The organism is Sorangium sp. So ce321 (genome assembly GCF_051530195.1).
Taxonomy (GTDB): domain Bacteria; phylum Myxococcota_A; class Polyangia; order Polyangiales; family Polyangiaceae; genus Sorangium.
Genome location: NZ_CP150329.1, coordinates 14,208,492 through 14,232,027, shown reverse-complemented (window position 1 = coordinate 14,232,027; position 23,536 = coordinate 14,208,492). Strand labels below are relative to the sequence as shown.

Genomic DNA, 23,536 nt, shown 5'->3' with positions numbered 1-23,536 from the left:
CTGTGCTAGGCTCCGCCGCCATGAACGTATCGCGACGGCTTTGGATCGCCGCCGCCGCCGGAGCCCTTCTGCTAGGCCCGATGGCGCTCGGCTGCAGCTCGAATCCCGCTCCCAAGACGGCCAAGATAGAAGCCGGGGACCTGCCCGAAGGCGCCGACTGGACGGGGGTCTATTACAGCGAGCTCTACGGCTATCTGCACCTCGTGCAGGACCACGACGCCATCGAGGGCAAGTGGCTCCGGCCCGTCAAGGATCGCTGGGGCGAGCTGCACGGCACGGTGACGGGCGACCTCATCAAGTTCAGCTGGACCGAGCATGTGATCGGCGCCATCGGGCCGAACTCGACCAAGGAAGGCCGGGGGTACTTCAAGTACAAGCGGCCGGAGGGCGAGAACGTCGACGACAAGCTGGTCGGCGAGATCGGCCGCAACAAGGACGAGGTCGGCGAGCCCTGGGAAGCGGTCAAGCAGCGCAACATGATGCCGGACCTGGCGTCGATCGGCGGCACCGGCAGCACCGACATCGGCGGCGGCGACTGGGACGGCGAGAACAAGGAGTCCGACACCCCCGAGCCGCCTGCCTCACCTTCCGACGAAGCCCCCGCCGAGCCCCCGGGTCTCTGAGCGACGAAGCACCTGCCGGGCCGCCCGGCCTCTGACATAACAGCCCCCCGATGACGCAACCGCAGCCGCGAGGCATTCAGTTCCGCGAACCCCCCATCTTCGAGCGCGGCACGCCGGGCAGGACCGGCGCGTCGCTGCCCCCGCTCGACGTGCCCGACGTCGATCCCGGCGCCCACTACGGCGCGCTCGCGCGCAAGGAGCCGGCCGGCCTGCCCGAGGTGAGCGAGCCGGAGGCCTTCCGGCACTTCGTGCGGCTCTCGCAGTGGAACTTCTGCATCGACGGGCAGATGTATCCGCTCGGCTCGTGCACGATGAAATACAACCCCAAGATCAACGAGTGGGCCGCGCGCATCCCGGGCTTCGCGAAGCTGCACCCGATGACGCCCGACGAGCTCAGCCAGGGCTCGCTCGAGGTGATGTGGCGCCTGCAGGAGGCGCTCTGCGAGGTCAGCGGGATGGACGGCTGCTCGCTCCAGCCCTCGGCGGGCGCGCAGGGCGAGCTCGCCGGGCTGATGATGATGCGCGCCTTCCACGAGTCGAAGGGGCGCTCGCCGAGGAAGGTCTTCATCCCGGAGAGCGCCCACGGCACGAACCCGGCGAGCTGCGCGCTCAACGGCCTCGTGGCCGTCCGGATCGAGAAGAACGCCGACGGCATCACCCACCCGGAGCAGGTCCTCGCCGCGATCGAGCGCGAGGGGTCGGACGGCGACGTCTGCGGCCTGATGATCACGAACCCGAACACCCTCGGGGCCTACGAGACGCACCTGCCGGCGATCATCAAGCTCATCCACGACAGGGGCGGGCTCGTCTACGGCGACGGCGCGAACACGAACGCCATCATGGGGCACGCGCGGCCGGGCGACGTGGGCATGGACGTCATCCACATCAACCTGCACAAGACGTTCACGACCCCGCACGGCGGCGGCGGCCCCGGCTCCGGGCCGGTCTGCTTCAAGAAGCACCTGGAGCCGTTCCAGCCCTCGCCCGTCCTCGTGCGGCGCGGCGACGCGCTCGCGTGGGACCACGACCGGCCCCAGAGCATCGGGCGGCTCCGGGCCTTCACCGGCAACTTCGGCATGTTCATCCGGGCGTACACGTACATCCGGGAGATGGGCGGCGAGGGGCTCACCATGGCGAGCAGCCTGGCCGTGCTGAACGCGCGCTACCTCTGGGCCAGGCTGAAGGACCACTACCTCGCGCCGGTGCCGCAGCCCTGCATGCACGAGGTCGTGCTCTCCGACAGCCAGATCGAGAAGGAGACCGGGGTCAAGACGCTCGACATCGCCAAGCGGCTGCTCGACTACGGCTTCCACGCGCCCACGGTCTACTTCCCGCTGGTCGTGCCCGGCGCCCTGATGATCGAGCCCACCGAGACCGAGACCCGCGAGACCCTCGACGAGTTCGCGGCCGCGATGCTCAGCATCCTCAAGGAGGCGCAGGAGACGCCGGAGGTCGTGAAGCAGGCGCCGCACGGCACGGTGGTCGGGCGCCTCGACGAGGCCCGGGCCGCACGCCAGCCGCGCCTGCGGTGGTCGAGGACGTGATCCCCCCGGAGGAGGCGGCCCGCGGGCGGCCTCCTCCCGCGGGCAGCGCCAGCCGGCCGCGCCAAATTCGCGAATCTCCGCCGGACGCGTCTACAATGAGGGACGAAGGGCCGCGGTGCGGTACCTCACGGGACGAGCGACGCGTGGCCGATACCGTTGAGAACGAGGGCGACATCGAGACGATCTGCCAGACCATCCCGGTCTCGGTAGGAGACACCGTGCGCCTCGTGTTCCGCGCGTACGACGAGGCGACCCCGCCGTTCAACATCAAGATCCGCTCCCCCTCGGGCAAGATCATCATCGAGCGGGTGCTGCGCGACCTGCCGACCGGCAGGCCCCAGAGCGCCTCGCCCGTCGAGTTCAGCGCCTCGTCGCCCGGCGAGTACAAGATCGAGATCAAGCAGCTCTACGGCAAGCAGAAGGGCACCGCCGTCCTGCGCGTGAAGCCCTGACCCCTCTGAATCTGCTCACGGCCCCCTGAACCTGCGTCGCCGGAGCTCACCCGCACAGGAGACGGGTCCAGCTCGGCGTTTTCGGCGCGGAGGCGTACTCCTGTACGCTGAGCACCGAAAACGCCGAGATGGGCCCGTATCCGAAGCGGGTGAGCTCCGCTAGAACCCGGGGAGGAGCATGCGGGTCATGCGGTCGGGGCTGACGATGCCCTGCTCCTGCATCCAGCCGTTCGCGGCGGCGACGGCGGCGCGGCCCTCGTCGCCCTGAAGCAGCTCGCCGTGGCGGCGCCGCGCGGCGGCGGCGTGGAGGGCCATGCCGGCGGCCTCGAAGCCGCGCACCGCGTCGGCGAGCAGCTGGACGGCGGACTCCGCCTCGCCGCGCGACGCGGCGACCGCGGCGCGCACCGCCGCCGCGAGCGGGTCGGCCCAGGGCATGTGCTCGGCGTCGAGCTTGCGGGCGGCGCGCGTCGCCTCGTCGTGGAGCGCCTCGGCCTCCGCCGGCGCGGCGACGGCGGCGGCGAGCGCGGCGCAGGCGCGGAGGTGGGTGATGATGATGCGCACGGCCTGGATGCGCACGGCGAGCGAGCTCTCGATGCCAGACCGCTGCTCGGCGAAGAGGCGGTGCGCGGCCTCGCCCTCGCCCCGGTAAAGGCCGATGTGCGCGCGGGCGACCAGGTCGAAATAGCTCTGCAGCTGGAAGCCCGCCTTGGACCAGCTCCGGATGGCGTCCTGCGCCTGGCGCAGCGCGGAGTCGGGGTCGTCGGCGACCAGCCAGTAGGCGTTGCTCTGCGAGGAGCGCAGGCTCGTGGCGAGGTAGCGGTCGCCGCGCTCGTCGGCCGCCTGCAAGTACATGGGGACCCGGCGCATGAACTCGCGCGTCTCGCCGCCGTACCAGAGCGCCCAGGCCGAGAACGTGTGCGCCCAGCTCCGCTCCCACGTGACGCCGGTGCAGCGCTCGCGGAAGATGGTGTCCGCGCGATCGAGATCGGCCACGCCCTGGTGCCAGCGGCCGAACAGCGTGGCCGTGACGCCGCTGACGAAGCCGACGAGGCCGAGCGCGTGAGGCCGGCCGATGCGCGCCGCGATCGAGCTCGCCGTCGAGAGCAGGTCGGCGACCCGGGAGGCCGAGGGGCCGCCGTCGATCGCGAGGTAGGTCGCCTCGAAGGCGAGGGCGCGGGTCACGCGATAAGGCTCCCCCGCCTTGAGCGAGAGCAGCAGGTTGCGCGCCTGGAAGTCGGCGCCGCGCGTGGGGTCGACGATCACGAGGCCCATCGCCGCCGACCAGCAGACGTCGATGCGCATGAGGTCCTCCGGCGAGACCTCCTCGGCCGGACGCTCGACGAAGTTGAGCCCGCGCAGGCGGACCTGCGCGCGCCGCAGCATCAGCGACGCGACCGCGAGCTCCGGCGTCTTCGGCACCTGCATGCCGACCGCGCCGAGCACCGAGCGCAGGCCCGCCATGCCGGCGTCGACGTAGCCGGCGCGGAGCAGGTTCTCCGCGGCCCGGCGCCCGAGATCGATCGCCTCCGCCTCCGGGGCGCCGTCGCTCGCGGCCATGTACGCCTCGGCGGCCTTGGCGCCGCGGCCGGCGCTGCTCAGCGCGTCGCCTAGCTTGGCGAGCACGACCCGCCGCTCCGTCCCGCCTGGCAGGTGCAGATCGATCGCCATCCGGTAGAGGCGCGCGGCGTGGTCGAACGCGAACGCGGCCTCGGCCTGCTCGCCGGCGCGCACCGCGTAGCCGGCGGCGCGCGCGGGGTCGCCGGCGGCGCGCCAGTGCTCGGCCAGGGCCTCGAGCTCCGCGCGCCCGGAGGCCTCCAGCGCCAGCGCGAGCCGGCCGTGCCAGCTGCGCGACGTCTCCTCGTCGAGCCGGGTCGTCACGGTCTCGCGGATGCGGTTGTGGAACGGCTCGACGAACTCGTCCTGGCCAGAGCCGCCGGTCCGCAGGAGGTTCGCCGCGCGCAGGGCCGAGAGCACCCGCGTGAGCTCCGAGAAGTCCGCCGCCATGGCGTGCGCGGCGACCGACGTCAGCACCGGCGAGCCGGCGCACACGACGAGCTCGAGCAGCTGGCGCGCGCGCGGGTCGAGCCGGCTGATGCGCGCCCAGAGGACGTCGTCGAGGCGCACCGGCCCGCTGTCGGAGTCCTGCGCCATGCGGTGGCGCAGGAGGGCGTCGATGAAGAGCGGGTGGCCCCCGGCCTCCTGCGCGATCGCCTCGATGCTGAGCGGCCGGCCGGCCGGCGCGCCCCGGAGCAGGAGGGCGCAGAGCTCCTGGGCCTCGGCGAGCGACAGGCGGTGGAGGATGATGTGCCCGAGCGTGTCGACCGGCACCCCGAGCTGCCGCGACAGCGGCGGCGCCGTCTCCGAGGCGGTGCGCACCGCCGCCACGAGCATCATCGCCCGCGGGCGCGAGGGGTCGACCGGCGCGGTCGAGTGGACGGGCCCGTCGAGGCCGGGGAACGAGCCAGGCCGGTTCGCGGCGCTGAGATCGGCCTCGGTCCACGGGCGCATCACCTCCGAGAGGAGCGCGATGCTGTCGGCGTCGGCCCACTGGAGGTCGTCGATCGCGAGCACGAGCGGCCGCTCGGCCGCGAGCCGCCCGAGCAGCTCGCGCAGCGCGGTGAAGACGAGCGCGCGGATCTCGGGCGGATCGATCGCCTTGCGCCGCGCGCGCGCCTCCGTGATCGCCGGGACGGTCCGGAGCACCGGGAACACCGTGCCGAGCAGGCCCGCGTTGGGCGGCAACAGCGCCTTGACCTCCTCGGCCGGGCGGCGCGCGAGGTGCCGGCTCAGCGCGTCGATGAGCTCGTCCACGGCCTTGTAGGGGACCGCCTCGCGCTCGTAGCAGCGGCCGGCGAGGACGAGCGCGTCCTTGTCGATGCGCTCCAGGAACCGGCGCAGGAGCGCGCTCTTGCCGACGCCCGACTCGCCCTCGATGAACCGGGTGATCGCGCGCCCCATCCTCGCCTCGGCGAACGCGCCCTCCAGCGCCGCGAGCTCGCTTTGCCGGCCGACGAAGCCGATGCGCTGCGAGAGGACGGGCGGCTCCTCGATGAGCTCCTGCACCCGCAGCCGCCGCAGCACGTCGCGCGCGGTCGGTCGGGCGGCCGGGTCGATGCGGAGCATGTCGACGCAGAGCTCGTCGATGTCGGGCGGCATGTCCTCGACGAGCCGGCTCGGCGGCGGCGGCTCGGCCCGCCGCATCATGTCGAGCGCCGCCTTGGGCGCCATCTGGAACGGATAGACCCCGGTCAGCGCGAGGTAGAGCATTACCCCCACACTGTAGATATCGGCCTCGGGCCCGGCCGCCTTCGCCTCGGCCTGCTCGGGCGCCATGTAGTGGAGAGTGCCAACGACGGCCTGCTCGCGCCCGGCGCCGCTCGCGTCCGCGACGAAGCCGAAGTCGAGGACGACCACCCGCCCTTCCGCGGTGACGAGCACGTTCGAAGGCTTGATGTCGCGGTGGACCTTGTAGGCCGCGTGCACCGCCGCGAGCCCCTGCGCGAGCTGCGCCAGCGCCGAGCGGAGGCGGGCCTCGTGGAAGGGGCGCTTGATCCGGGGCTGTTCCTCCGAGCCGGCGGCCTGGGCGTTCCACAGGGGGCTCGACGGCAGGGTGGAGCGCCGCCCGCCGCCGGCGGGCTCGCCCCTCGGCGTGGCGTCGCCCTCCTCGTGGAGCCGCACGTGCACCACGAAGTCGACGCCGCGGATGAGCTCCATGGTGAAGAAGAGCTGCCCCTCTTCCTCGTGGAGCTCGCCGAGGCTGACCAGGTTCGGGTGCTGGATGTCCTGCAGCGAGCGGAACTCGTTCTTGAACCGGAGGCGCGCGTCGGCGCTCAGATTCCGGAGGATCTTGAGCGCGACGCGCCCCTTTCGCTCGCGATCGAAGGCCTCGTAGACAACCCCCATCCCGCCGACGCCGACGACGCGAACGACCTGGAAGCGACGCGTGCCTCCGAACTCGGGTCTCGCGCTCCTCAGGCCCATGCGTGGACCAAGAAATCACCGGCGCCGAGCGGTGGCAAGCAGTGCGTAGGGAGCGCGTAAGGAGCGCGCGGGGGACGCGCGGGGGACGCGCCGGCAGCGCTCGGGAGCGCGTGGGCAGCGGTGCGAGGGGCACGCGGGCCAGCGCGGGGCGCGCCACGTCGCGAGCAGGATCCGCAGAAAGGTGGCACGCCCGGGGGAAGGGGGGTAGCGTACGCGGCCTGCGAGCGAAAAGAGCCCGGCCGGGCGCGCGCCGCTCAGCCGGTCAGCCCGGCGCGCACCCAGTTGACAACGGGAGGGCATCATGGTCTGCGTAGTACGCTCCGAGGCTTCGGAAGCGGTTCCGAGAGCGCCACGCGCAAAGGGTTTGCTGGGGTGATCCAGAGGTTGAGAGACTTCTTCTCGTCGTCGGCGCGGCGGAGCACGGCGCCCCCGAACGAGAGCGCGGCCGAGCGCAACCCGGGATGCAGCCTCGTTGTAGAGAGCGTAAGCAAGAGCTTCGGCAAGACACAGATACTGAACGACGTATCGTTCACGGCAGAGGCCGGCGAGTTCGTCACGCTCCTCGGGCCTTCCGGCTGTGGAAAGACCACGCTGCTCCGCATCATCGCGGGGCTCGATCGCTCCGATCGGGGGCGCATCCTGCTCGCGGGCAGGACGGTTGACCACCTGCCGGCGAACCGCAGGCCCGTGAACACGGTGTTCCAGAACTATGCGCTGTTCCCGCATCTCACCGTGTTCGAGAACGTGGCGTTCGGCCTGAGGTCGCGCAAGTTCCCGGACCCCGAGGTGCGCGAGCGCGTGCGATCGAGCCTCTCGATGCTCAAGCTCGATGATCTCGCGGAGAGGTACCCGCACCAGATCTCGGGCGGTCAGAAGCAGAGAGTCGCGCTCGCGCGGGCGGTCGTCAACGAGCCTGAGGTGCTGCTGCTCGACGAGCCGATGTCGGCCCTCGACGCGAAGCTGCGCGCCGAGGTCCAGCTCGACCTGCGCCGCCTCCAGCGCGCGCTCGGCAAGACGTTCGTGCTCGTCACCCACGACCAGGACGAGGCGATGACCGTCTCGGACCGGATCGTGCTCATGAACAAGGGTCGCATCGAGCAGCAGGGCGTGACGGCCGAGGTGTACGAGCGGCCGCAGAGCCGCTTCGCCGCCGAGTTCTTCGGCGCGGCGAACCTCATCTCGGCCCAGCGGGTCGGCGCCACGCTCGTCTTCACGACGGTGGGCGCGCTGAGGGTCCAGACCACGCCTCAGTGGGAGTTCGGCACGCTCGCGATCCACCCCGAGTGGATCGAGCTCTGCGAGAACGAGCCGCCGGAGAACGGCGTGCGCGGCGTGGTGCGGGAGAGCTTTTATCGCGGCGACCACGTGGAGCTCATCATCGAGCCCGGGCCGCTCCGCGTGCAGCTCAGCCCCCGCTCGCGGCTCAAGCCCGGCTCCTCGGTCTGGCTCGCCCTGCCCGCCGAGCGGCTCGAGGTGCTCAGTGACTGAGCCCACCGTCTGGTATGGCCAGCTGACGACGCGGCGCAGGCTCCTCGCGCGAGGCTTCCTGCTCATCGCGGGCGGCGTCTCCTGGCTCTCGATCTTCCTCCTCTTGCCGAGCCTCGCGCTCCTCTTCGTGTCGTTCATGAAGCGCGACGCGGACGGCGCCCTCATCTGGGAGCTGACGATCGAGTCGTTCGAGCGGATCTTCGGGTCCGCGTCGGGCGAGAACGCGCGTATCCTCATCCGGAGCATCGTCCTCGCGCTGGTCGCGACGAGCGCCTCCGTGATGCTCGCGTATCCGATGAGCTTCTTCATCGCCCGCGGCTCGCGCCGCCGGCGGTTCTTCTGGCTGGCGATCATCATCGTCCCGCTCTGCACGAACCTCGTGATCCGCACGTTCAGCTGGAAGCTCCTCCTCTCGGCGCAGCTCCCCCCCGCGAAGCTCGCCGCCTGGCTCGGCTGGATCGACCCCGGCCGCGACATCTATCCGAGCTGGACCGCGGTCACGCTGGGCCTCGTGGCGGCCTCCCTCCCGTTCGCGGTCGTCCCGCTCTACACCAGCATCGACCGGCTCGACTGGTCGCTCGTGGAGGCGGCGCAGGACCTCTACGCCTCGCGGCTCCGCGTGTTCTTCGCGGCGATCTTGCCCCAGACCCTCCCCGGCCTCAGCGTGGCGGTGATCCTGACCTTCGTCCCCGCGATGAGCGTCTTCGTCGTGAGCGACATGCTCGGCGGCGCGAAGCACTGGCTGATAGGCAACCTGATCCAGCACCAGTTCGGCCCCGGCCGGAACATCCCTTATGGAGCGGCGCTGAGCCTGTTGCTCATCATCCTGACCCTGGGTGGAGTCTCCCTGTACCGCCGGAACGGGCGCTCCGTGGAGATCCTGTGAGCGGCCACCGCGGTCTCTGGCGCGCGCTGACGACCATCGCCGCCTTCGGCGGCTTCGGGCTGCTCTACCTGCCGCTCCTCGCGGTGGCCTTCTACTCGTTCAACGCCGCGGAGCGCGGCCTCGTGTGGACGGGCTTCTCGGTGCGCTGGTACGTCGACCTCTTCGCCGACCCCGAGACCAGCCGGCGCGCCAGGGAGATCCGCGAGGTCGCCGTGAACACCCTCATGCTCGGCGGCGCCTCCACGCTCATCTCGACGACCCTCGGGACCCTGCTCGCGCTCGGGATGCGCTTCCCGTGGACGAGCTCCGTGAGCCGGATGCTCGAGTCGATCGTGGACATCCCGGCGGTCGCCCCCGACATCACGTTTGCGGCGGTGCTGGTGCTGGCGTTCAACCTGCTCCGCCGGGTGCTCGACTGGTTCGACCTCGGCATGACGACGATGATCATCGGCCACGTGACGTTCGAGATCGCGTTCGTCACGCTCATCGTCCGCAGCCGCCTCATCTCCATCGGACCGACGCTGAGCGAGGCCGCGATGGACCTCTACGCGTCGCCCTGGATCCACTTCCGGCGGGTCACGCTCCCGCTGCTCTGGCCGGCCATCGTGGGGGGCGCGATGCTCGCATTCACGATGTCGCTCAACGACTTCGTGATCAGCTTCTTCACGTCCGGCCCGCGCTCGGTCACGCTCCCGCTCTTCGTTTACCACTCTCAGGTGCGAGGCATGCGGACCGACCTGTTCGCGATCTCAACGATCCTCGTGTTCGGCGTCATCGTGTTCATCATGATGATGGAGCGGCTGACCCGCTGGAGGCACGATTGAGCGTTCGCCTCGGCTGCAAGGCCGCGCGCCGGGCCGCGCGGCGCCTCGGCTGAGCGGCTCGCGGCGACGGCGGCGCCTCACGGCCGCGCGTCGACGCGCATCGTTCGACGGAGCGGCGGCGTCATCCAGGGCGCTCGGCGACCTGCCCGGGGCCCGCGCCGACGTGCGCGCGCGCGCAAGCCCGAGCTCGGGCGCTTGCCTTCCGCGCTCTCCGGCGCTCGAAGATGCGAAGGGTTTCGGGGAGATCCACGCCGCGGCGCGCCCTGGCCCCGCTCACTGTGTATGCGCGCCGCGCAGAGCGCCTACACAGCGGGGTCCACGTGGAGGTGGGGGCATCGGCCGATTGTGCGAACAGGTTGGATCGGCTCACGGCTTACGGTAAGCTGACCCGGCAATGCGGCTGTTCGTCCGAAGCTCGCCGTGTCTCGGCGTGACTGCTGGACCCGGCGGACGGCGCCTTCCGCTCCACTTCGACCGTTGGGAATCGAGATCGAAAGATGAGCTTTCGTCGTTCCGCACTCCTACTCATACTCGTTTCACTCCTCACATTCTCCGGTCGGCCTGCCTGGGCGGACGATCTGGCCGATGAGGCCGATCTTCACTTCAGGATTGCCACGGAGCGTTATTCGGCGCGCGACTACCGGGGCGCCCTGGAGCACTTCCTGGTGTCGAACCGGCTCGTCCCGAACCGGAACGTCATCTTCAACATCGCCAGAACGTACGAGGCGCTCCAGGAGTACCCGGACGCGTTCCGCTACTACGTCCAGGCGCTCGAGCTCGAGCCGAACGCGGCGCGCAGGCCCGCGATCGAGGAGGCGCTCGCGCGTATCCGGCCCAACGTCGCCGTCATCAACGTGACGACGGACCCGCCCGGAGCGACGGTGTACATCAACCGCCGCGATCTCGGCGGTCGCGGCAACACGCCCCGCCTCCTCGGCTTCCAGCCTGGCAAGCACAAGATCATCGTCGACCTCGAGGGATACGAGCCGGCGGAGGTCGAGAACGTCGAGGCGAAGATCGGCGAGCAGACGAACGTCGCCGTCAAGCTCAAGCGCATCGTCGGCACGGTGCGTGTCGTCGGTGAGACGACGGGCACGGCGGTGAGGGTCAACGACGCGAGCGGGCCGGTGGCGTGCACCGCGCCGTGTGACCTCACGCTGCCTCCTGGCCGTCATCGCCTCTACCTGTCGCAGGAGGGTTATCAGCCGTCGGAGCAGGACGTGAACGTCGCGGCCGGGACGACGGTGCCGGCGCGCTACCGCCTGAACCCGCTCACCGGCAGCCTCGTGGTCAACGCGGACGAGCGCGACGCGCTCGTGGAGGTCGACGGCAAGCCGATGGGCTTCACGCCGGCGGTCCTCAACGTGCAGAGCGGCAAGCGCCGGGTGCGCGTCTCGCTGCGCGGCTTCCGCCCGGTCGAGCAGGCCGCGGACGTCGTCGCGGGCCAGCAGACCCGGATCGACATCTCGCTCCGGCAGCTCGAGGAGGTCGAGGCCGCGTCTCGTTCGACGGAGGCCGTCGAGGACGCCCCCGGCTCGGTCACCATCATCCCCGGGCAGGAGATCCGCGCGATGGGCTATCCCACGGTCGCGGAGGCGTTGAGGGGCACGCGCGGCGTCTTCACGACGTACGACGGCGTGTACACCTTCGGCGGCGTCCGCGGGATCAACCTGCCGGGTGACTTCGGCAACCGCATGCTGACGCTCCTCAACGGGCACTCGATGAACGACAACTGGGTGAACCTGTCGTACTTCGACTACCTGGCCCGGACGGACCTGGAGGACGTGGAGCGGATCGAGGTCGTGCGAGGTCCCGGCTCGGTGCTCTACGGTACGGGCGCCTTCTCCGGCGTCGTCAACGTCGTGACCAAGGGGCGCCCGACGGCGACCAGCGTGGGCCTCGGCGTGGGCACGGCCGAGAACTCGCTGATCCGGGGGCGCGGGTCGTTCCAGCTGCCGCTCGGGCGCGACTCGGGCGTCTGGATGTCGGTCGGCGCCGCGCGCAGCCTCGGGCGCGACTACTACTTCGGCGACTACAGGAACGACCCGTCGACCCCTGGCTTCGACGGGTATGCCCGCGATACTGACCGGTTCAACGTGGGCACGTTCCAGGGCCGGCTCTGGTTGAAGTCGCTGTCGGTGCAGGCCTACCTGAACTCCCGCTGGAAGACGCTCCCGAACGGCGTGGCCAAGACCCAGCTGGGCGTCGACAACACGTACTATCGAGACACCCGTGGGTTCATCGAGGCCTCGCTGTCGCCGCGCTTCGGGGACAAGCTGGCGACGCTCACCCGTGCGAGCTTGAACGTGTACAACTTCCGCGACCGGCTCTGGCTCGATCCGACGGTCTTTCAGGTGCAAGAGTACTATGATGAGGAAGAGTTCAACGGCATGTGGCTGCTGGCGGAGCAGCGGGTCGAGTTCAGCCCGATCCCGCAGCTGAAGATCACCGCTGGCGCCGAGGCGCAGCTGCACTTCCAGGCCACGCAGCGCGGCCAGGAGACGATCTGCCTTGATGGTTCCTGCGACAAGTTCGTCTACCTGCCGCTGCCAGATCTGAGCCAGCTGCCGAATCAAGATCCAACCAGTGAAGAGTATCAGGCTGCGCTGACGACGGAGCTCTCGCGACTGGACCGAGAGGACGAGCGCCCTTACCAGATCTTCGCCGGGTATGCGCTCGTCGACATCACCCCGTCGGAGCGGCTCCGCATCTCCGCCGGCTCTCGCTTCGACTACTACTCGACGTTCGGGGAGATCGTGCCGAGCCCTCGGGTCGCGATCATCGCCAAGCCCTACGAGCAGGGCAACGTGAAGATCACCGGCGGCCGCGCGTTCCGCGCGCCCTCCATCCAGGAGATGTTCTACGGGTACGCGTACAAAGACCCGACGAATGAGGCGCAGGGGTACACCGAGACCTACAAGACGGTCGCCGAGAACCTCAAGCCAGAACAGGTCTGGTCGGGAGAGATCGAGTTCACGCATCGGCTCTCCTCGACGGTCTCGGTGCTCGGCGCCGGGTACGTGAACCACCTCGCCGACCTGATCTTCCAGCAGGGGACCCAGACCCCCGAAGACAAGACGCGCTACGAGAACACCGACGTTCCGATCCTGGTCGTCGGCGGCGAGGTCGAGCTGCGCCGCGAGTGGCGCCAGGGTTGGATGGCCTCGGCCTCGTACTCCTACGCGAAGGCGCAGTACCTGGAGGACAGCGGCGTGAACCAGCTGCGCAAGGTCCCGAACTCGCCGGAGCACATGGGGTCGGCCCGCGGCGCGGTGCCGCTCTTCGGGAAGGCGGTCGTCCTGGCGTCGCGCTTGACGGTCGAGGGGCCGAGGTACGACCGCAATATCAAGGAGGACCCCACGCTTCCTCCTCAGACCAAGACCGAGCCGGCCGTGATCTGGGACATCGTCCTCTCCGGGCAGGTGGATGTCGGCGGTCTCCGCTACAACGTCGGCGTCTACAACGTCGGCGACTGGCGCTGGACGGCCCCGACGGCCGCGCAGTACACCATCGCCAAGTTCCCGCAGAACGGCCGTACGTTCCTCGCCTCGCTCAACATGAACCTCTGAGGAACGCGGGCGCTGGTCCCGCCAGCCGCCCGACGCGCGAGAGCGCCCCTCCCGTCCCACGGAGGGGCGTTCTCTTTTTGTCTCCCGGCGTCGTGCCCGTCAGGCCGGGAGCAGGGGCCCCGAGCGGCGTCGCTCTGGCAGTCAGATCCTGAGCTCGTCAACGCTCGTCAGCGCGGGACGGGCGAACGCTGGCCGTCCGAAGGCCAGCGCAGCCGCCAGCGCAACGCCCCCAAGCACAAACGGCAGGCGCCCGTGAAGAGGGGGTCGTGGCGCGGGGCGGGAGATGGGCTGATGTCTGAGCCCAAATGACGTCATGCCTCCGGCGTGCTGTGCACGGCGGAGGCATGACGTCCCAGGCGAGTTCTGCCCATCCCCCGCCCCGCGCCACGACCCCCCTCCACGGGCGCCGTGCACCTCGGACGAGCTCGCGGACCCTGGAGCGGAAGGAACCTCGTTACTTGTTGTAGGGCCGCTGCGCCGGCTTGGGGCTGAACATCGTACACAGGATCGTGTCGTAGAACTTGCCCTGGAAGAAGTAGTTCTCCCGGAGGTACCCTTCTCGCTTGAAGCCGACCCGCTCGGCGACCCTGAGCGAGGGCCCGTGCCCGGGGTCGATGCCCGCCTCGATCGTGTGCAGGTCGAGCTGCTCGAACCCGAACCCCACGACCGCGCGCAGCGCCTCGGTCATGTACCCCTTGCCGCTGGCGGTGCGCGCCTGCTCGTACGTGATCTCGGCGCGGTAGTGGTACGGCAGGAAGCGGAAGAACCCCGCGGCGCCGATCAGGTGGTGCTCCGCGCCCCGGACGCTGATGCCCCAGCGCACCTGCGAGCCCTCCTGATGCGCACGCTTGAGGTTGACGATCATCTTCCTCGTGTCCGCGACCGTCCTGTGGACGGGGGCGCCCCACAGCCGCAGCCACTCATCGTCCGAGCAAACGGCGAACAAGGCTTCAGCGTCAGACTCCGTGATCTCACGCAGGATCAGACGCTCTGTCTCGATGCGGGGATGCACAGCGAATGGAAGATCGACAAGGCTGCTCATCAGGGGGTTCTCCCAGGTATAGAGCCGAGCCTATCATCGTTCCGCCACGCAATGCGGGAATCTGGCATGTGTGCGTCCAGATTGTGCCGTCGCGCGCGGCGTCGCGCCGCGCGCCAGCCGAGCGCCTCCCCCCCCGGGGAATGACGGCGGATCCGGCGGGCGCGGCAGAGCCCGCATGCCGCCGGCAGCGGCGGTCAGACAGTCAACTTCACAGAGAGTGGGTGTCAGTGCACGTGGGCGCAGGTGCTTCCCTGCGCCTGACGTCGCGCGTCGCGCTCCCATGGATCGTCGAAGAAGGCCTTCGAGGAAGGCCTCACTGCGACTTCACTTCCGTCCACACCTCGTCGAACACCTTGGCTGCCTCGCCAAGGTCGCGATGGTGCTCGAGGCGATCGGCCACCTCTTTGGTCGGGTAGATGAGCGTGTTCGTCCGATCCTGCTCGGGCAGCTTGCCCTGCGCGGCGGCGTTCGGCGACGCGTACTTGGTGTACATCGAGAGCTGCGCGCCGCCCTCCGGCGTGAGCACGTGATTGATGAACTTGTGCGCCAGCTCGGGGTGAGGCGCCTTTGCCGCGATCGTCATCACGTCGACCCAGATGACGGAGCCTTCCTTGGGGATCACGAAGGCGAGGCGCTCCTTGTCCTGCTCGATCTGCTTCTGGGCGTCCCCGTTCCAGACGACCGCCATGTCGACGGAGCCCGCCCTCACGTCCTCCATCGCGCCCACGCCGCCCTTGAAGCCGAGGCACTTCGGCTGCTTCTTGACCTCCTTGAGGACGCGGCCCGCCTCGCGGATCTCGTTCGCGTTCGTCGTGTTGCTCGAGAAGCCCTTGTACTTGAGCACCGAGCCCAGCATGTCGCGCTGCTCGTCGAGCAGCACGAACGTCCCCGCCAGCTTCTGGGGATCGAGCACCGAGGACCACGAGGGCTCGAGGTTGGGCAGCTTCTTCTTGTTGTAGACGATGCCGACGGTGCCCCACTGGTACGGCACGCCGTGCTTGTTGTTGTCGTCGAACCCGGCCCCGGAGAACCGCGGCTCCAGGTTCTTGAGGTTCGGGATCTGCGCGTGATCCAGCGGCCTGATGAGCCCGCGCCGCACCATCCTGGGCAGGATCTGGCTGGCCATGATCACGACGTCGTACTGGCTCTCCGCGCCCGCGTAGGCCAGCTTGCTCTCCATCTCCTCGGTGGAGTCATACCTGGTCAGCCGCACCTGCGCCTTGGTCTGAACCTCGAAGTCCTTGATGATCTTCTCGTCGATGTAGTCCGGGAAGATCAGCAGGTTCAGCTCGCCTACCTCTGCGGGCGCGGCTGCTTTGGCGGCGGAGCCAGACTCCTGCCCCGCGGGCGCGGGGTCCTTCTTGCTATTGCAAGCCATAAGCGAAAGGACCCCCAGCAGCATCGAAACCAGCACCAGGGGTCTACGTCTGTATTGCATCAGTCAGTCCTTTCTCCTGCTTGTTCAAGGCATCTTGCGGGAACGCGGCGTGCTCGGACGTTCTTCGCTCTAGTTGAACAATGATTTGACAGGACCAGTCGAGTGAACGATTCTGCGCGCAAGCAACGTAACCACGAAGTGATGGAACGCGGCCGCCAGCTCGGGAGCCTCGGCGGTGAGCCGCTGCAGCGCGTCCTCCGATAGCCGGTAAAGCGTGGCCTGGCGGCTCGCCGTCACGGTCGCCGAACGTTTCTCGCCCATGTATAGACCAGATTCCCCGACCACCGATCCTGGTCCCATGGTGCGGAGCCGCTTTATCTTCTTCCCGTCAATTTCAAGCCATGCTGTAAGCTCACCGCTCTCGATGAGGTAGAGGTCCTTGGAGACGTCCCCTTGCCGGAACAGGTCGAACCCCGCGGGGGCCTCGACGCGCTCCAGGTAGCCAAGAAAGCGAAGCATCTCCGGCCTGCCGTTGAAGACGTCCTGGAGATCGTAGAAGAGCATGGGCGGCGGCAGCATGCTCGGGGGCGCCTCCTGGATGATCTCGTTCTCACACGCCTCGAGGCCGCGGTCCAGATCCGGGTAGATCCGGCACAGGTCGTCGTTCTCGATCACGACCTCGCCGCGCTCGAGGTGGTTCCTGATGTCCGCCGGGACCTCGGTGAGGATCAGCCGCACGCCGTGCGCCTTCGCGAGCCGCCGGAGCCGGAGGAAGCTGGCGATGGCCGAGGAGTCGAGCCCGTTCACGTGCCGGAAGTCGAGGAGCAGATACCGTATCTCCCCGTCCGTGCTCTGGATGCGCTGCTGCGCGCTCGTGAGGAGGTTGTACGCCGTCCCGAAGAAGACATAGCCCTGGAGCTGCAGGATGTACAACTGCTTGGCGCGCTCCAGCAGCGTCATCTCCTCGCCGTCGCTGCGGGCCACGTTGCTGCGCAGGTGCAGGCCGGAGATGGCGTTGCGGATGACCTCGATGCGGCTGTAGCTGAGCGCGAACAGGATGAGCGACACGCCGAGCCCCACCGCGACCCCGCGGAGGAAGTCCGAGACGGCCACGACGAGGAGGATGAGCACCACGACGAGGTACTCGGTCCGGCGCAGCCGGAAGTAGCCCTCGTACAGCGTGTTGATCAGGAAGTGGAAGCCGAGGTACGCGACCAGGCCCCCGAGCACGGGGCGCGGGTAGTAGCTGATCGCGTCGGCGCCGACGATGAGCACGAGCGCGCTGATCGACGCCGCGAAGAGGCCGGCGAGGCGGGTGTTCGCGCCGGTCTTGAAGTTCATCGACGACTCGGGCATCGACATGTACCCGACGACGCCCCCGAAGATGCTCCCGATGATGTTGGCGACCCCCGTGGCCCGCAGCTCCCGATCGAGGTCGATCTCCTGCTCGGTGGCGAGCTCCACGCCGGACGCGCTGAGGAGCACGGTGATGGCCGCCATGACCGTGACGGCCACCATGTTGCCGCCGCCCTCGCTGAGCAGGACGCTCCAGTTCACCTTCTGGAGATCGGACGCCATGACGGGGGGCCAGAGCCCTTCGCGCGGGAACGGCCCGAGGAGCCACCCGTCCGAGAACGCCTGTGTGACGCTGGAGTCCGAGATGTAGAGGATGAAATAGAAGACCACCGTCGAGCCGAGGAGCAGGATCGGCAGGAGCAGGAGGTTCGTGTAACGCCGGAGGAGCGCCACGAGGAGCAGGCCGAACAGGAGGCCCGTGAGGCACTTGTCCAGCGAGGTCGAGTAGAGCAGGCCCAGCGTGTCCAGCGTGACGGGCTGGTTGGACATGACCGACAGGGACCCCTTGACCAGCAGCCAGCCAGCGCCCGCGAGGAAGCCGCCGGCCACGGGATAGGGGATGAAGCGGACGAGGACGCCGAGGCGGAGCAGCCCGAGCAGCAGGAAGAAGCCGCCGGCGACGACCGACGTGAGCGCGATCGCGACGATCACCGTCGGAAACGCGTCCGCGTTCGGGTCGATCTTGTGGACGCCGACCGCGATCGCCGTGGCCATCGAGGCGAAGATGACGGCGGCGTCCTCCTGCGGCGCGGCGATGACGGGCCGGAACGAGCTGAGGAGGGCGACGATCACCCCGACGATGACGGAGCTGATCAGGAAGATGCCGATGCCCTTCGACAGGCGATCCGCGAAGTCGTGCGTGAACACGAGCGCGGCGAGAGAGATGTCGAAGGTGACGACCAGCGTCCCCGAAACGCCAGCGGCCAGGAGCGCCTGGACCAGCTTGAGCCGCTTCGCCGTGCCGAGCTGCTCCTCGCGCACCGGCTCCGCAACGTCCCCTGCTTCCTGCTGTGTCATGCTCTTGAGCGACCTCTCGGACGATGTGGCGAAATCCGCGCTGCTCCGGGGTCCGAGGCGCGCTAGCGCCGCCCCCCGGGCGAGCCGAGCATAGCGATTCTGCCGCCGGGCAGGTATGCGGCAGCGCCGATCGCGGCGACGATGTTCACGGAGCGGCGGGCGGGGGGCGCTCCGGCCCCCCGCGCCGGCTCAGGAGGCGCCCAGCTCACGCTCGATCGCGGCGGCCTGCTCCTGCAGAGCCTCCGCCTCGCCGAGATGGCCGCTCAGCCGGTGCAGCTTCGCGAACTCCGCGAGGAGCCTCGCCTCCTCGCGCCGGTTGCCGATCTGCCGCTCGATCGCGATCGCGCGGTGGTAGAGCGTTCGCGCGGCATCGTAACGGCCCTGTACGGCGTAGGCCATCCCGAGGCTCGCCAGCGTGAGCCCCTCGGTCGGAAGGTTGCCCGCCTCACGCGCGGCGCGCAGCCCCTCTTCCCAGTACGTGCGCGCGTCGTCGGGCTGCTGCATCGCCCAGTGCGTGCGGCCGAGGCCGAGGAAGCCGAGCGCCTCGGACGCGCGATCGCCGAGCTTCTGCGCGTCCGTGAGCACGCGGATGTGCTCCTGCCGCGCCTCCTGGTACCGATTCCTCGCCTCGAGGACGTCGCGCGCGAACTCGTAGCGCACGATGACGCTCTCGGGCGTGGGCTCGGGCGAGAGCTTGAAGTAGACGCGGTAGAGCCGCGTCGCCTCCTCGTGCGCGTAGCGCGCGGCCGCCTTGCGCGCGCCCGCGAGGAAGTAGCGGCGCGCGTGATCGACCTTGCCCGCGCGCCGCCAGTGCCGGCCGAGCGCCACGAGCTGGTCCTCGAGGTCGTCGCCGTACAGGCTCTCGATCGCCTCGGCGGCGAGCCGGTGGAGCTCCTGCAGGCGCGCGCGGGACTGCATCTCGTAGGCCGCGTTGCGGAGCAGCGCGTTGCTGAACTGGAAGCGCCGCTCCGTCATCTGCGACCAGATGCACTGCGCCTCGCCGATGCGCACGTGCTCCTCGAGGACGGAGGCGTCGGGGAGCATCAGCGCGAGCACGCGCAGGTCGAACTCGCGCCCGAGGACGGCCGCGGCGACGATCGTCTGCTTCACCTTCGCGTCGAGCCGGTCGAGCCGCGAGATCAGCAGGCTGTTCACGTTCTTCGGCGGCATGAACGTGTTCGAGATCGAGATGGAGCTCGAGCTCGAGCCGTAGCGCCCGTCCTCGAGCCAGTAGGCGAGGATCTCCTGCGCGAAGAACGGGTTGCCGCCCGCCGTCTCGCAGAGGAGCGTCGCGAGCATGTCCGGCATCGGCCCGCCGAAGAACGGGACCGCGAGCGCGAGGAGCTGCTCGCGCGGCAGCGGCTTCAGCTCGATCACCTTCTCGGAGATGCCCGGGTCGAGCGGGATGCGCACCGGGGTGCCGTCGTCCTTGCGCCGCGTCGTGCAGATGATCGCGATGGGCAGCCCCCTGCACGCGCGCGCGATGACGCGCACCGCCTCGAGCGAGTCCTCGTCAGCCCAGTGCGCGTCCTCGAGGTGGAGGATCACCGGCTGGAGCGAGGCCTCGGCGAGGAACACGAAGCTGAGCGCCGAGAGCGTGCTCGTGTACCGGAGCTTCGGGTGCAGGCGCTCGTACGGCGAGTCCTCCCAGCGGATGCCGATGAGCGCGGCGAACACCGAGCGCGCGCGGTCGAGCTCGCGCTTCAACGCGGCCTGGCTCTCGGGCAGCCGCTCGAGGAGGTACTCGAACGCGTCGTCGAAGTTCGTGAGCTTCTCTTCCTTGCCGAGCGCGGAGGACTCCCAGAAGTACTCCTTCAGCGCGAACTCGAACGCATTCAGCGAGCTCTGGAGCGTCTGATCACAGCGCGCGTCGATCCACAGGAAGGGCCGGTCGGTCTGGTGCTCCTCGCACCGGTGGCGGAAGCGCTGCACGAGGTAGCTCTTCCCGAGCCCCGGCTCGCCGTCGATGTAGGTGATCCCGGCCGGCTTGCCCTCGAAGATCGGCCCGACGTAGCGCGCGAGCTGCTCGATCTCCGCCTCGCGGCCGATGAGGCCGAGGTCGTAGAACTCCTTCTGGACCGAGATGCGGCGGCGCTCCAGCGAGTAGACGAGGATGGGCAGGTCGAAGCCCTTGAACCGGAAGATGTTCTCCGTCGTCCACTGGTAGCTCGTCTCGCCGGCGCGGAAGACCTGCTCGTCGGCCCAGATCGCCGACCAGGGGGCCTTCGCGACGAGGCGCGCGGCGAGGTTCGTCGCGCGGCCGATGCACGCGAACTCGTTGCGCTCGGTGCCGCCGTTGAAGCCGGCGTAGCGGACGTCGCGCGTGATCCCCGCGCGGAGGCGCATCTGCCGGAGGCCGCGCTTCTTCAGCTCCAGCGCGAAGTCGAGCGCGCGATCGTTGTCGTTCTCGTGCGTGATCGGCGCGCCGAAGTGGATCAGCGCGGCGATGCCGAGATCGCCCGCGTCGATGCCCGTGAAGGTGCCGCCGTACAGCTCCGAGAGCTCGTGCAGGAGGCGCGTGAGCTCCGCGAAGCTCGGGATCTGCTCGAACGAGAGGAAGACGCTCGTGACGTTGCGGAACTCGCCCTCCGGCGGCATGTCGGCGACGCCCCTCGCCACGAAGGCGGTGCCCTCGCCGCGCGGCGGGTTGCGCGGGACCTGCGGCATCCTCGGCGCCGGCACGTCGCCGAGCTTGTAGACGCCCTCGCCGTGGTACTTCGCGCTCGCGGGCGGGATGCGGTCGCAGAGCGCGCGGTCGAGGAGGATGTCCCCCTTCTGCGCTTGCCGCTCGATCGCGACGCACGCGGCGAGCGCCTGCCCGTGGAAGTGGTAGTACGCGCGCTCCGGGGAGATGCGGACGATGCCCCACTCGACCGAGCCCCACGCGAGCCCCATCCGGAACGAGAACGGGAAGCTGCCGAACGGCGTGTCGCGCTCGGGGTGCTCGGCGAACAGATCGCGCATCGACAGCGCCGCGCCGAGCACGTACTCCGCGACCTTGCGGTCGGGCGTGTCCTGGAACAGCGCCGTGAACGCGTCGCCCGCGAAGTTCGTGATGAAGCCTCCGGCGTGGTGGACCGCGGCGATGAGCGGGTCGAAGTAGTACCGGAGCGTGCCCGCGAGCGTCTCCGCGCCCGCGCGCCCGTGCTGCATCAGCTTCTCCGTGAGCTCGGTGAAGCCGGGGATGTCGATCATCAACACCGCCCCCGTGAAGCTGCCCTCGGTGTTGCCGAGAGCGTCTTGCTGGATGATGAAGTCGGGGACGAGCGGGTTCATTTCCTTGCTCCTCAGCAACGGATCCCGCTTGGAATCGGCCTGGGAAGCGCGTCTGCGGGAGGCAGAGCCTGGAGTCTACTGCCGGCGGGAACAGATGAATACCGGGATCTTCGATCGGCGGCGCTGTCGATCTGCGCGCCCCAGTTCATGCGCTGCGCGGCCGGGCGCTGCGCGGCCTGGGCCTGGCGCCGCGCGGGCAGGTGAGCGTGCGCGCGTTCCGCAGAGCGCGGCACATCAGCGCCTCGCGGGCGGCCGACCGCGGGGGTGAGCCTGGAAACAGGCGCCACCGCGCAGGCAGGGACATCCGCCCAGAGCGGCCGCGCGGCCTGGACAGACGGGGGCGCGGCGAGGAGATGTGCGGGGCGCTGGTGGATCATCGTTCGATCTGGATATCCAGCGGCCGAGCGGGAGGGGGAGAGGGCGGCGGCGAGTCGGCAGGGGGTGTGGGCCTCGCGGCCGGCCGCCCGTAATAGGGCCGGGCCGCCGGGGCTGCCGGGGCCGCCGGGGCCGCCGTCGGCGCAGCCGGCGTGCTCGTCGGTGCGGCCGCCTGCTTCGTGAGCGTGGCCACCAGACGCACCGACTGGTCCGAGGGGCCCTGGACGATCGAGTACGGCTCGTACCCCTCGTGCCGCACGGTCAGCCGGCGCGGGTTCGCGCGCACCGAGCTGTTCGTGATCGAGAGCTGGAGCGGCGTGTTGCCGAGGGGCTTGCCATCCTCCAGGACCTCGGCGCCGGACGGCATGGACTCGACCATCAGCACGAACGACCCGACGTCCGCGGGCGCCTGGGCGACCTGCGGTTTGTCCGGCGCCGGGGCGGCGGTCGCCGCCGGCTCGCTCGGGCGCATCTGCGACATCGCGATCCCGATGCCCGCGACAGCGAGGACCCCGGCCGCGACGAGCACGATGCCCTTGCGGCCCTGGGGCGCCGCGTCGGCCGGGCGCGAGGCGGCGCCGAGCGACGCGTCGTCCACCTGCGAGGCCGCGCCGGAGGCCGACGACGGGGGCGAGGGGCTCGCGGGGATCGCCGTCATCACGCGCACGGGCGGCATCGGCGTCGGCATCCGGCCGGTGCCGCCGGAGTCCATGGTCACGAGGCCCGTCGAGCCGAACGCCGGGGACAGGCCCATCGCCTGCGCGCACTCGCCGAGCCCGCGGATGAAGGACTCCATGTTGGCCGGACGGCCGTCCGGCTCCTTCGACAGGCAGCGCAGCACGAACGCCTCGAGCGGCTCGGGCACGTCGGCCTCCGGGTTGCGCTCGCGCATCCGCGGGACGGGCTGCTGCAGGTGGGCGATCAGGATCTGGACCGAGTTCTGCGCCTCGAACGGGACCTTCCCGCAGAGCATCTGATAGACGATCACGCCCAGCGAGTAGACGTCGGTCCGGAGATCGACCTTGCCGTGGGAGATCTGCTCCGGCGACATGAAGCGCGGGGAGCCGAGGAACGAGCCCTGCTGCGTGAGCTCCTCCGAGTCGTCCGCGAGCACCTTGACGAGGCCGAAATCGAGGATCTTGACGAGCTCGCCGGTGTCCTCGCCGGGGACGAGCATGACGTTCGACGGCTTCAGATCGCGGTGCACGACGCCGTGCTTGTGCGCCTCGCGCAGCCCGCGCGCGATCTGCCGGGCGATGCCCATCGCGTCGGGCGCCGACAGGCGGCCGGCCTTGCGCAGCCGCCGGAAGAGCGTCTCGCCCTCGAGGAACTCCATCGCCATGAAGTACCGCTCGGGCTCCATGTTCTCGACTCGGCCGTAATCGAAGACCGTGACGATGTTCGGGTGCTGGAGCCTGGCGAGGATGCTCGCCTCGAGGAAGAAGCGCTTATGAAAGTTGGGGTCGATCTGATTCGAAGCGTTGGTGGGGGTCAGGACCTTGATGGCGACCTGGCGCTCGAGCGCGATCTGCTCTCCGCGGTAGATGACCCCCATGCCGCCCGTCGCGAGGAGGGAGTGGATCTTGAACTTCTGATTCAAGACCTTTCCCAGCAGCGGATCGGACTCACCGCTGGCCGACGAGGCACCGTCCGAAAGCTTCTCCGCCGTGCTCATGGCCTCTGTCTCTTTCCCCTTCCCATCCCGCTGGCCCCCACTGCTGGCAG

13 protein-coding genes are annotated in these 23,536 nt (G+C 69.6%); 7 read left to right on the top strand and 6 right to left on the bottom strand.

Annotation, left to right across the window (positions count from 1 at the left end):
• The first annotated feature begins 20 nt into the window (after positions 1 to 20).
• From WME89_RS52905 to WME89_RS52895, 3 genes are all read left to right on the top strand, one after another.
• A complete protein-coding gene (locus WME89_RS52905) occupies positions 21 to 623 on the top strand; it encodes a hypothetical protein (RefSeq protein ID WP_437655361.1) in 603 nt (200 codons plus the stop codon).
• A gap of 50 nt (positions 624 to 673) precedes the next feature.
• A complete protein-coding gene (gene gcvPB / locus WME89_RS52900; RefSeq protein WP_437306718.1) occupies positions 674 to 2,167 on the top strand; it encodes an aminomethyl-transferring glycine dehydrogenase subunit GcvPB in 1,494 nt (497 codons plus the stop codon).
• Between the two features lie 143 nt (positions 2,168 to 2,310).
• Positions 2,311 to 2,619 (top strand): hypothetical protein, encoded by a 309-nt coding sequence (locus WME89_RS52895; RefSeq protein WP_437622609.1) that lies wholly within the window; start codon positions 2,311 to 2,313, stop codon positions 2,617 to 2,619.
• 159 nt (positions 2,620 to 2,778) lie between these two features.
• Here WME89_RS52895 and WME89_RS52890 read toward each other — a convergent pair whose 3' ends face one another.
• A complete protein-coding gene (locus tag WME89_RS52890; RefSeq protein ID WP_438007072.1) occupies positions 2,779 to 6,600 on the bottom strand; it encodes a serine/threonine-protein kinase in 3,822 nt (1,273 codons plus the stop codon).
• 372 nt (positions 6,601 to 6,972) lie between these two features.
• On the opposite strand from WME89_RS52890, the gene WME89_RS52885 reads away from it, so the two are divergent.
• The 4 genes from WME89_RS52885 to WME89_RS52870 all read left to right on the top strand — a co-directional run bounded on the left by WME89_RS52885 (position 6,973) and on the right by WME89_RS52870 (position 13,367).
• Positions 6,973 to 8,088, top strand: a complete 1,116-nt coding sequence (locus WME89_RS52885) for an ABC transporter ATP-binding protein (RefSeq protein WP_437655365.1) — start codon at positions 6,973 to 6,975, stop codon at positions 8,086 to 8,088.
• Entirely contained in the window at positions 8,081 to 8,974 is an 894-nt protein-coding gene (locus tag WME89_RS52880) for an ABC transporter permease (RefSeq protein WP_438007071.1), read from the top strand. Before WME89_RS52885 ends, WME89_RS52880 begins: the two co-directional genes overlap by 8 nt.
• On the top strand, positions 8,971 to 9,798 hold the full coding sequence (locus WME89_RS52875) for an ABC transporter permease (protein WP_438007070.1): 828 nt from the start codon (positions 8,971 to 8,973) through the stop codon (positions 9,796 to 9,798). Before WME89_RS52880 ends, WME89_RS52875 begins: the two co-directional genes overlap by 4 nt.
• Before the next feature lie 665 nt (positions 9,799 to 10,463).
• A complete protein-coding gene (locus tag WME89_RS52870) occupies positions 10,464 to 13,367 on the top strand; it encodes a TonB-dependent receptor domain-containing protein (protein WP_438007069.1) in 2,904 nt (967 codons plus the stop codon).
• 454 nt (positions 13,368 to 13,821) lie between these two features.
• Here WME89_RS52870 and WME89_RS52865 read toward each other — a convergent pair whose 3' ends face one another.
• From WME89_RS52865 to WME89_RS52845, 5 genes are all read right to left on the bottom strand, one after another.
• A complete protein-coding gene (locus WME89_RS52865; protein WP_438007068.1) occupies positions 13,822 to 14,409 on the bottom strand; it encodes a GNAT family N-acetyltransferase in 588 nt (195 codons plus the stop codon).
• Between the two features lie 313 nt (positions 14,410 to 14,722).
• Complete coding sequence (locus WME89_RS52860; protein ID WP_438007067.1) at positions 14,723 to 15,787, bottom strand: polyamine ABC transporter substrate-binding protein; 1,065 nt, start codon at positions 15,785 to 15,787, stop codon at positions 14,723 to 14,725.
• A 129-nt stretch (positions 15,788 to 15,916) separates the two neighbouring features.
• A complete protein-coding gene (locus WME89_RS52855) occupies positions 15,917 to 18,160 on the bottom strand; it encodes an SLC26A/SulP transporter family protein (protein ID WP_438007066.1) in 2,244 nt (747 codons plus the stop codon).
• Between the two features lie 189 nt (positions 18,161 to 18,349).
• Entirely contained in the window at positions 18,350 to 21,436 is a 3,087-nt protein-coding gene (locus WME89_RS52850; protein WP_438007065.1) for an AAA family ATPase, read from the bottom strand.
• 373 nt (positions 21,437 to 21,809) lie between these two features.
• Positions 21,810 to 23,486 (bottom strand): serine/threonine-protein kinase, encoded by a 1,677-nt coding sequence (locus WME89_RS52845; RefSeq protein WP_438007064.1) that lies wholly within the window; start codon positions 23,484 to 23,486, stop codon positions 21,810 to 21,812.
• Positions 23,487 to 23,536: the final 50 nt, after the last annotated feature.

What these genes read in the sequence shown, in the direction of transcription:
- WME89_RS52850 (WP_438007065.1), bottom strand. Translation starts at nt 21,436, where the DNA reads ATGAACCCGCTCGTCCCCGACTTCATCATCCAGCAAGACGCTCTCGGC.
- WME89_RS52860 (WP_438007067.1), bottom strand. Translation starts at nt 15,787, where the DNA reads ATGGCTTGCAATAGCAAGAAGGACCCCGCGCCCGCGGGGCAGGAGTCT.
- WME89_RS52905 (WP_437655361.1), top strand. Translation starts at nt 21, where the DNA reads ATGAACGTATCGCGACGGCTTTGGATCGCCGCCGCCGCCGGAGCCCTT.
- WME89_RS52865 (WP_438007068.1), bottom strand. Translation starts at nt 14,409, where the DNA reads ATGAGCAGCCTTGTCGATCTTCCATTCGCTGTGCATCCCCGCATCGAG.
- WME89_RS52855 (WP_438007066.1), bottom strand. Translation starts at nt 18,160, where the DNA reads ATGACACAGCAGGAAGCAGGGGACGTTGCGGAGCCGGTGCGCGAGGAG.
- WME89_RS52890 (WP_438007072.1), bottom strand. Translation starts at nt 6,600, where the DNA reads ATGGGCCTGAGGAGCGCGAGACCCGAGTTCGGAGGCACGCGTCGCTTC.
- WME89_RS52845 (WP_438007064.1), bottom strand. Translation starts at nt 23,486, where the DNA reads ATGAGCACGGCGGAGAAGCTTTCGGACGGTGCCTCGTCGGCCAGCGGT.
- gcvPB (WP_437306718.1), top strand. Translation starts at nt 674, where the DNA reads ATGACGCAACCGCAGCCGCGAGGCATTCAGTTCCGCGAACCCCCCATC.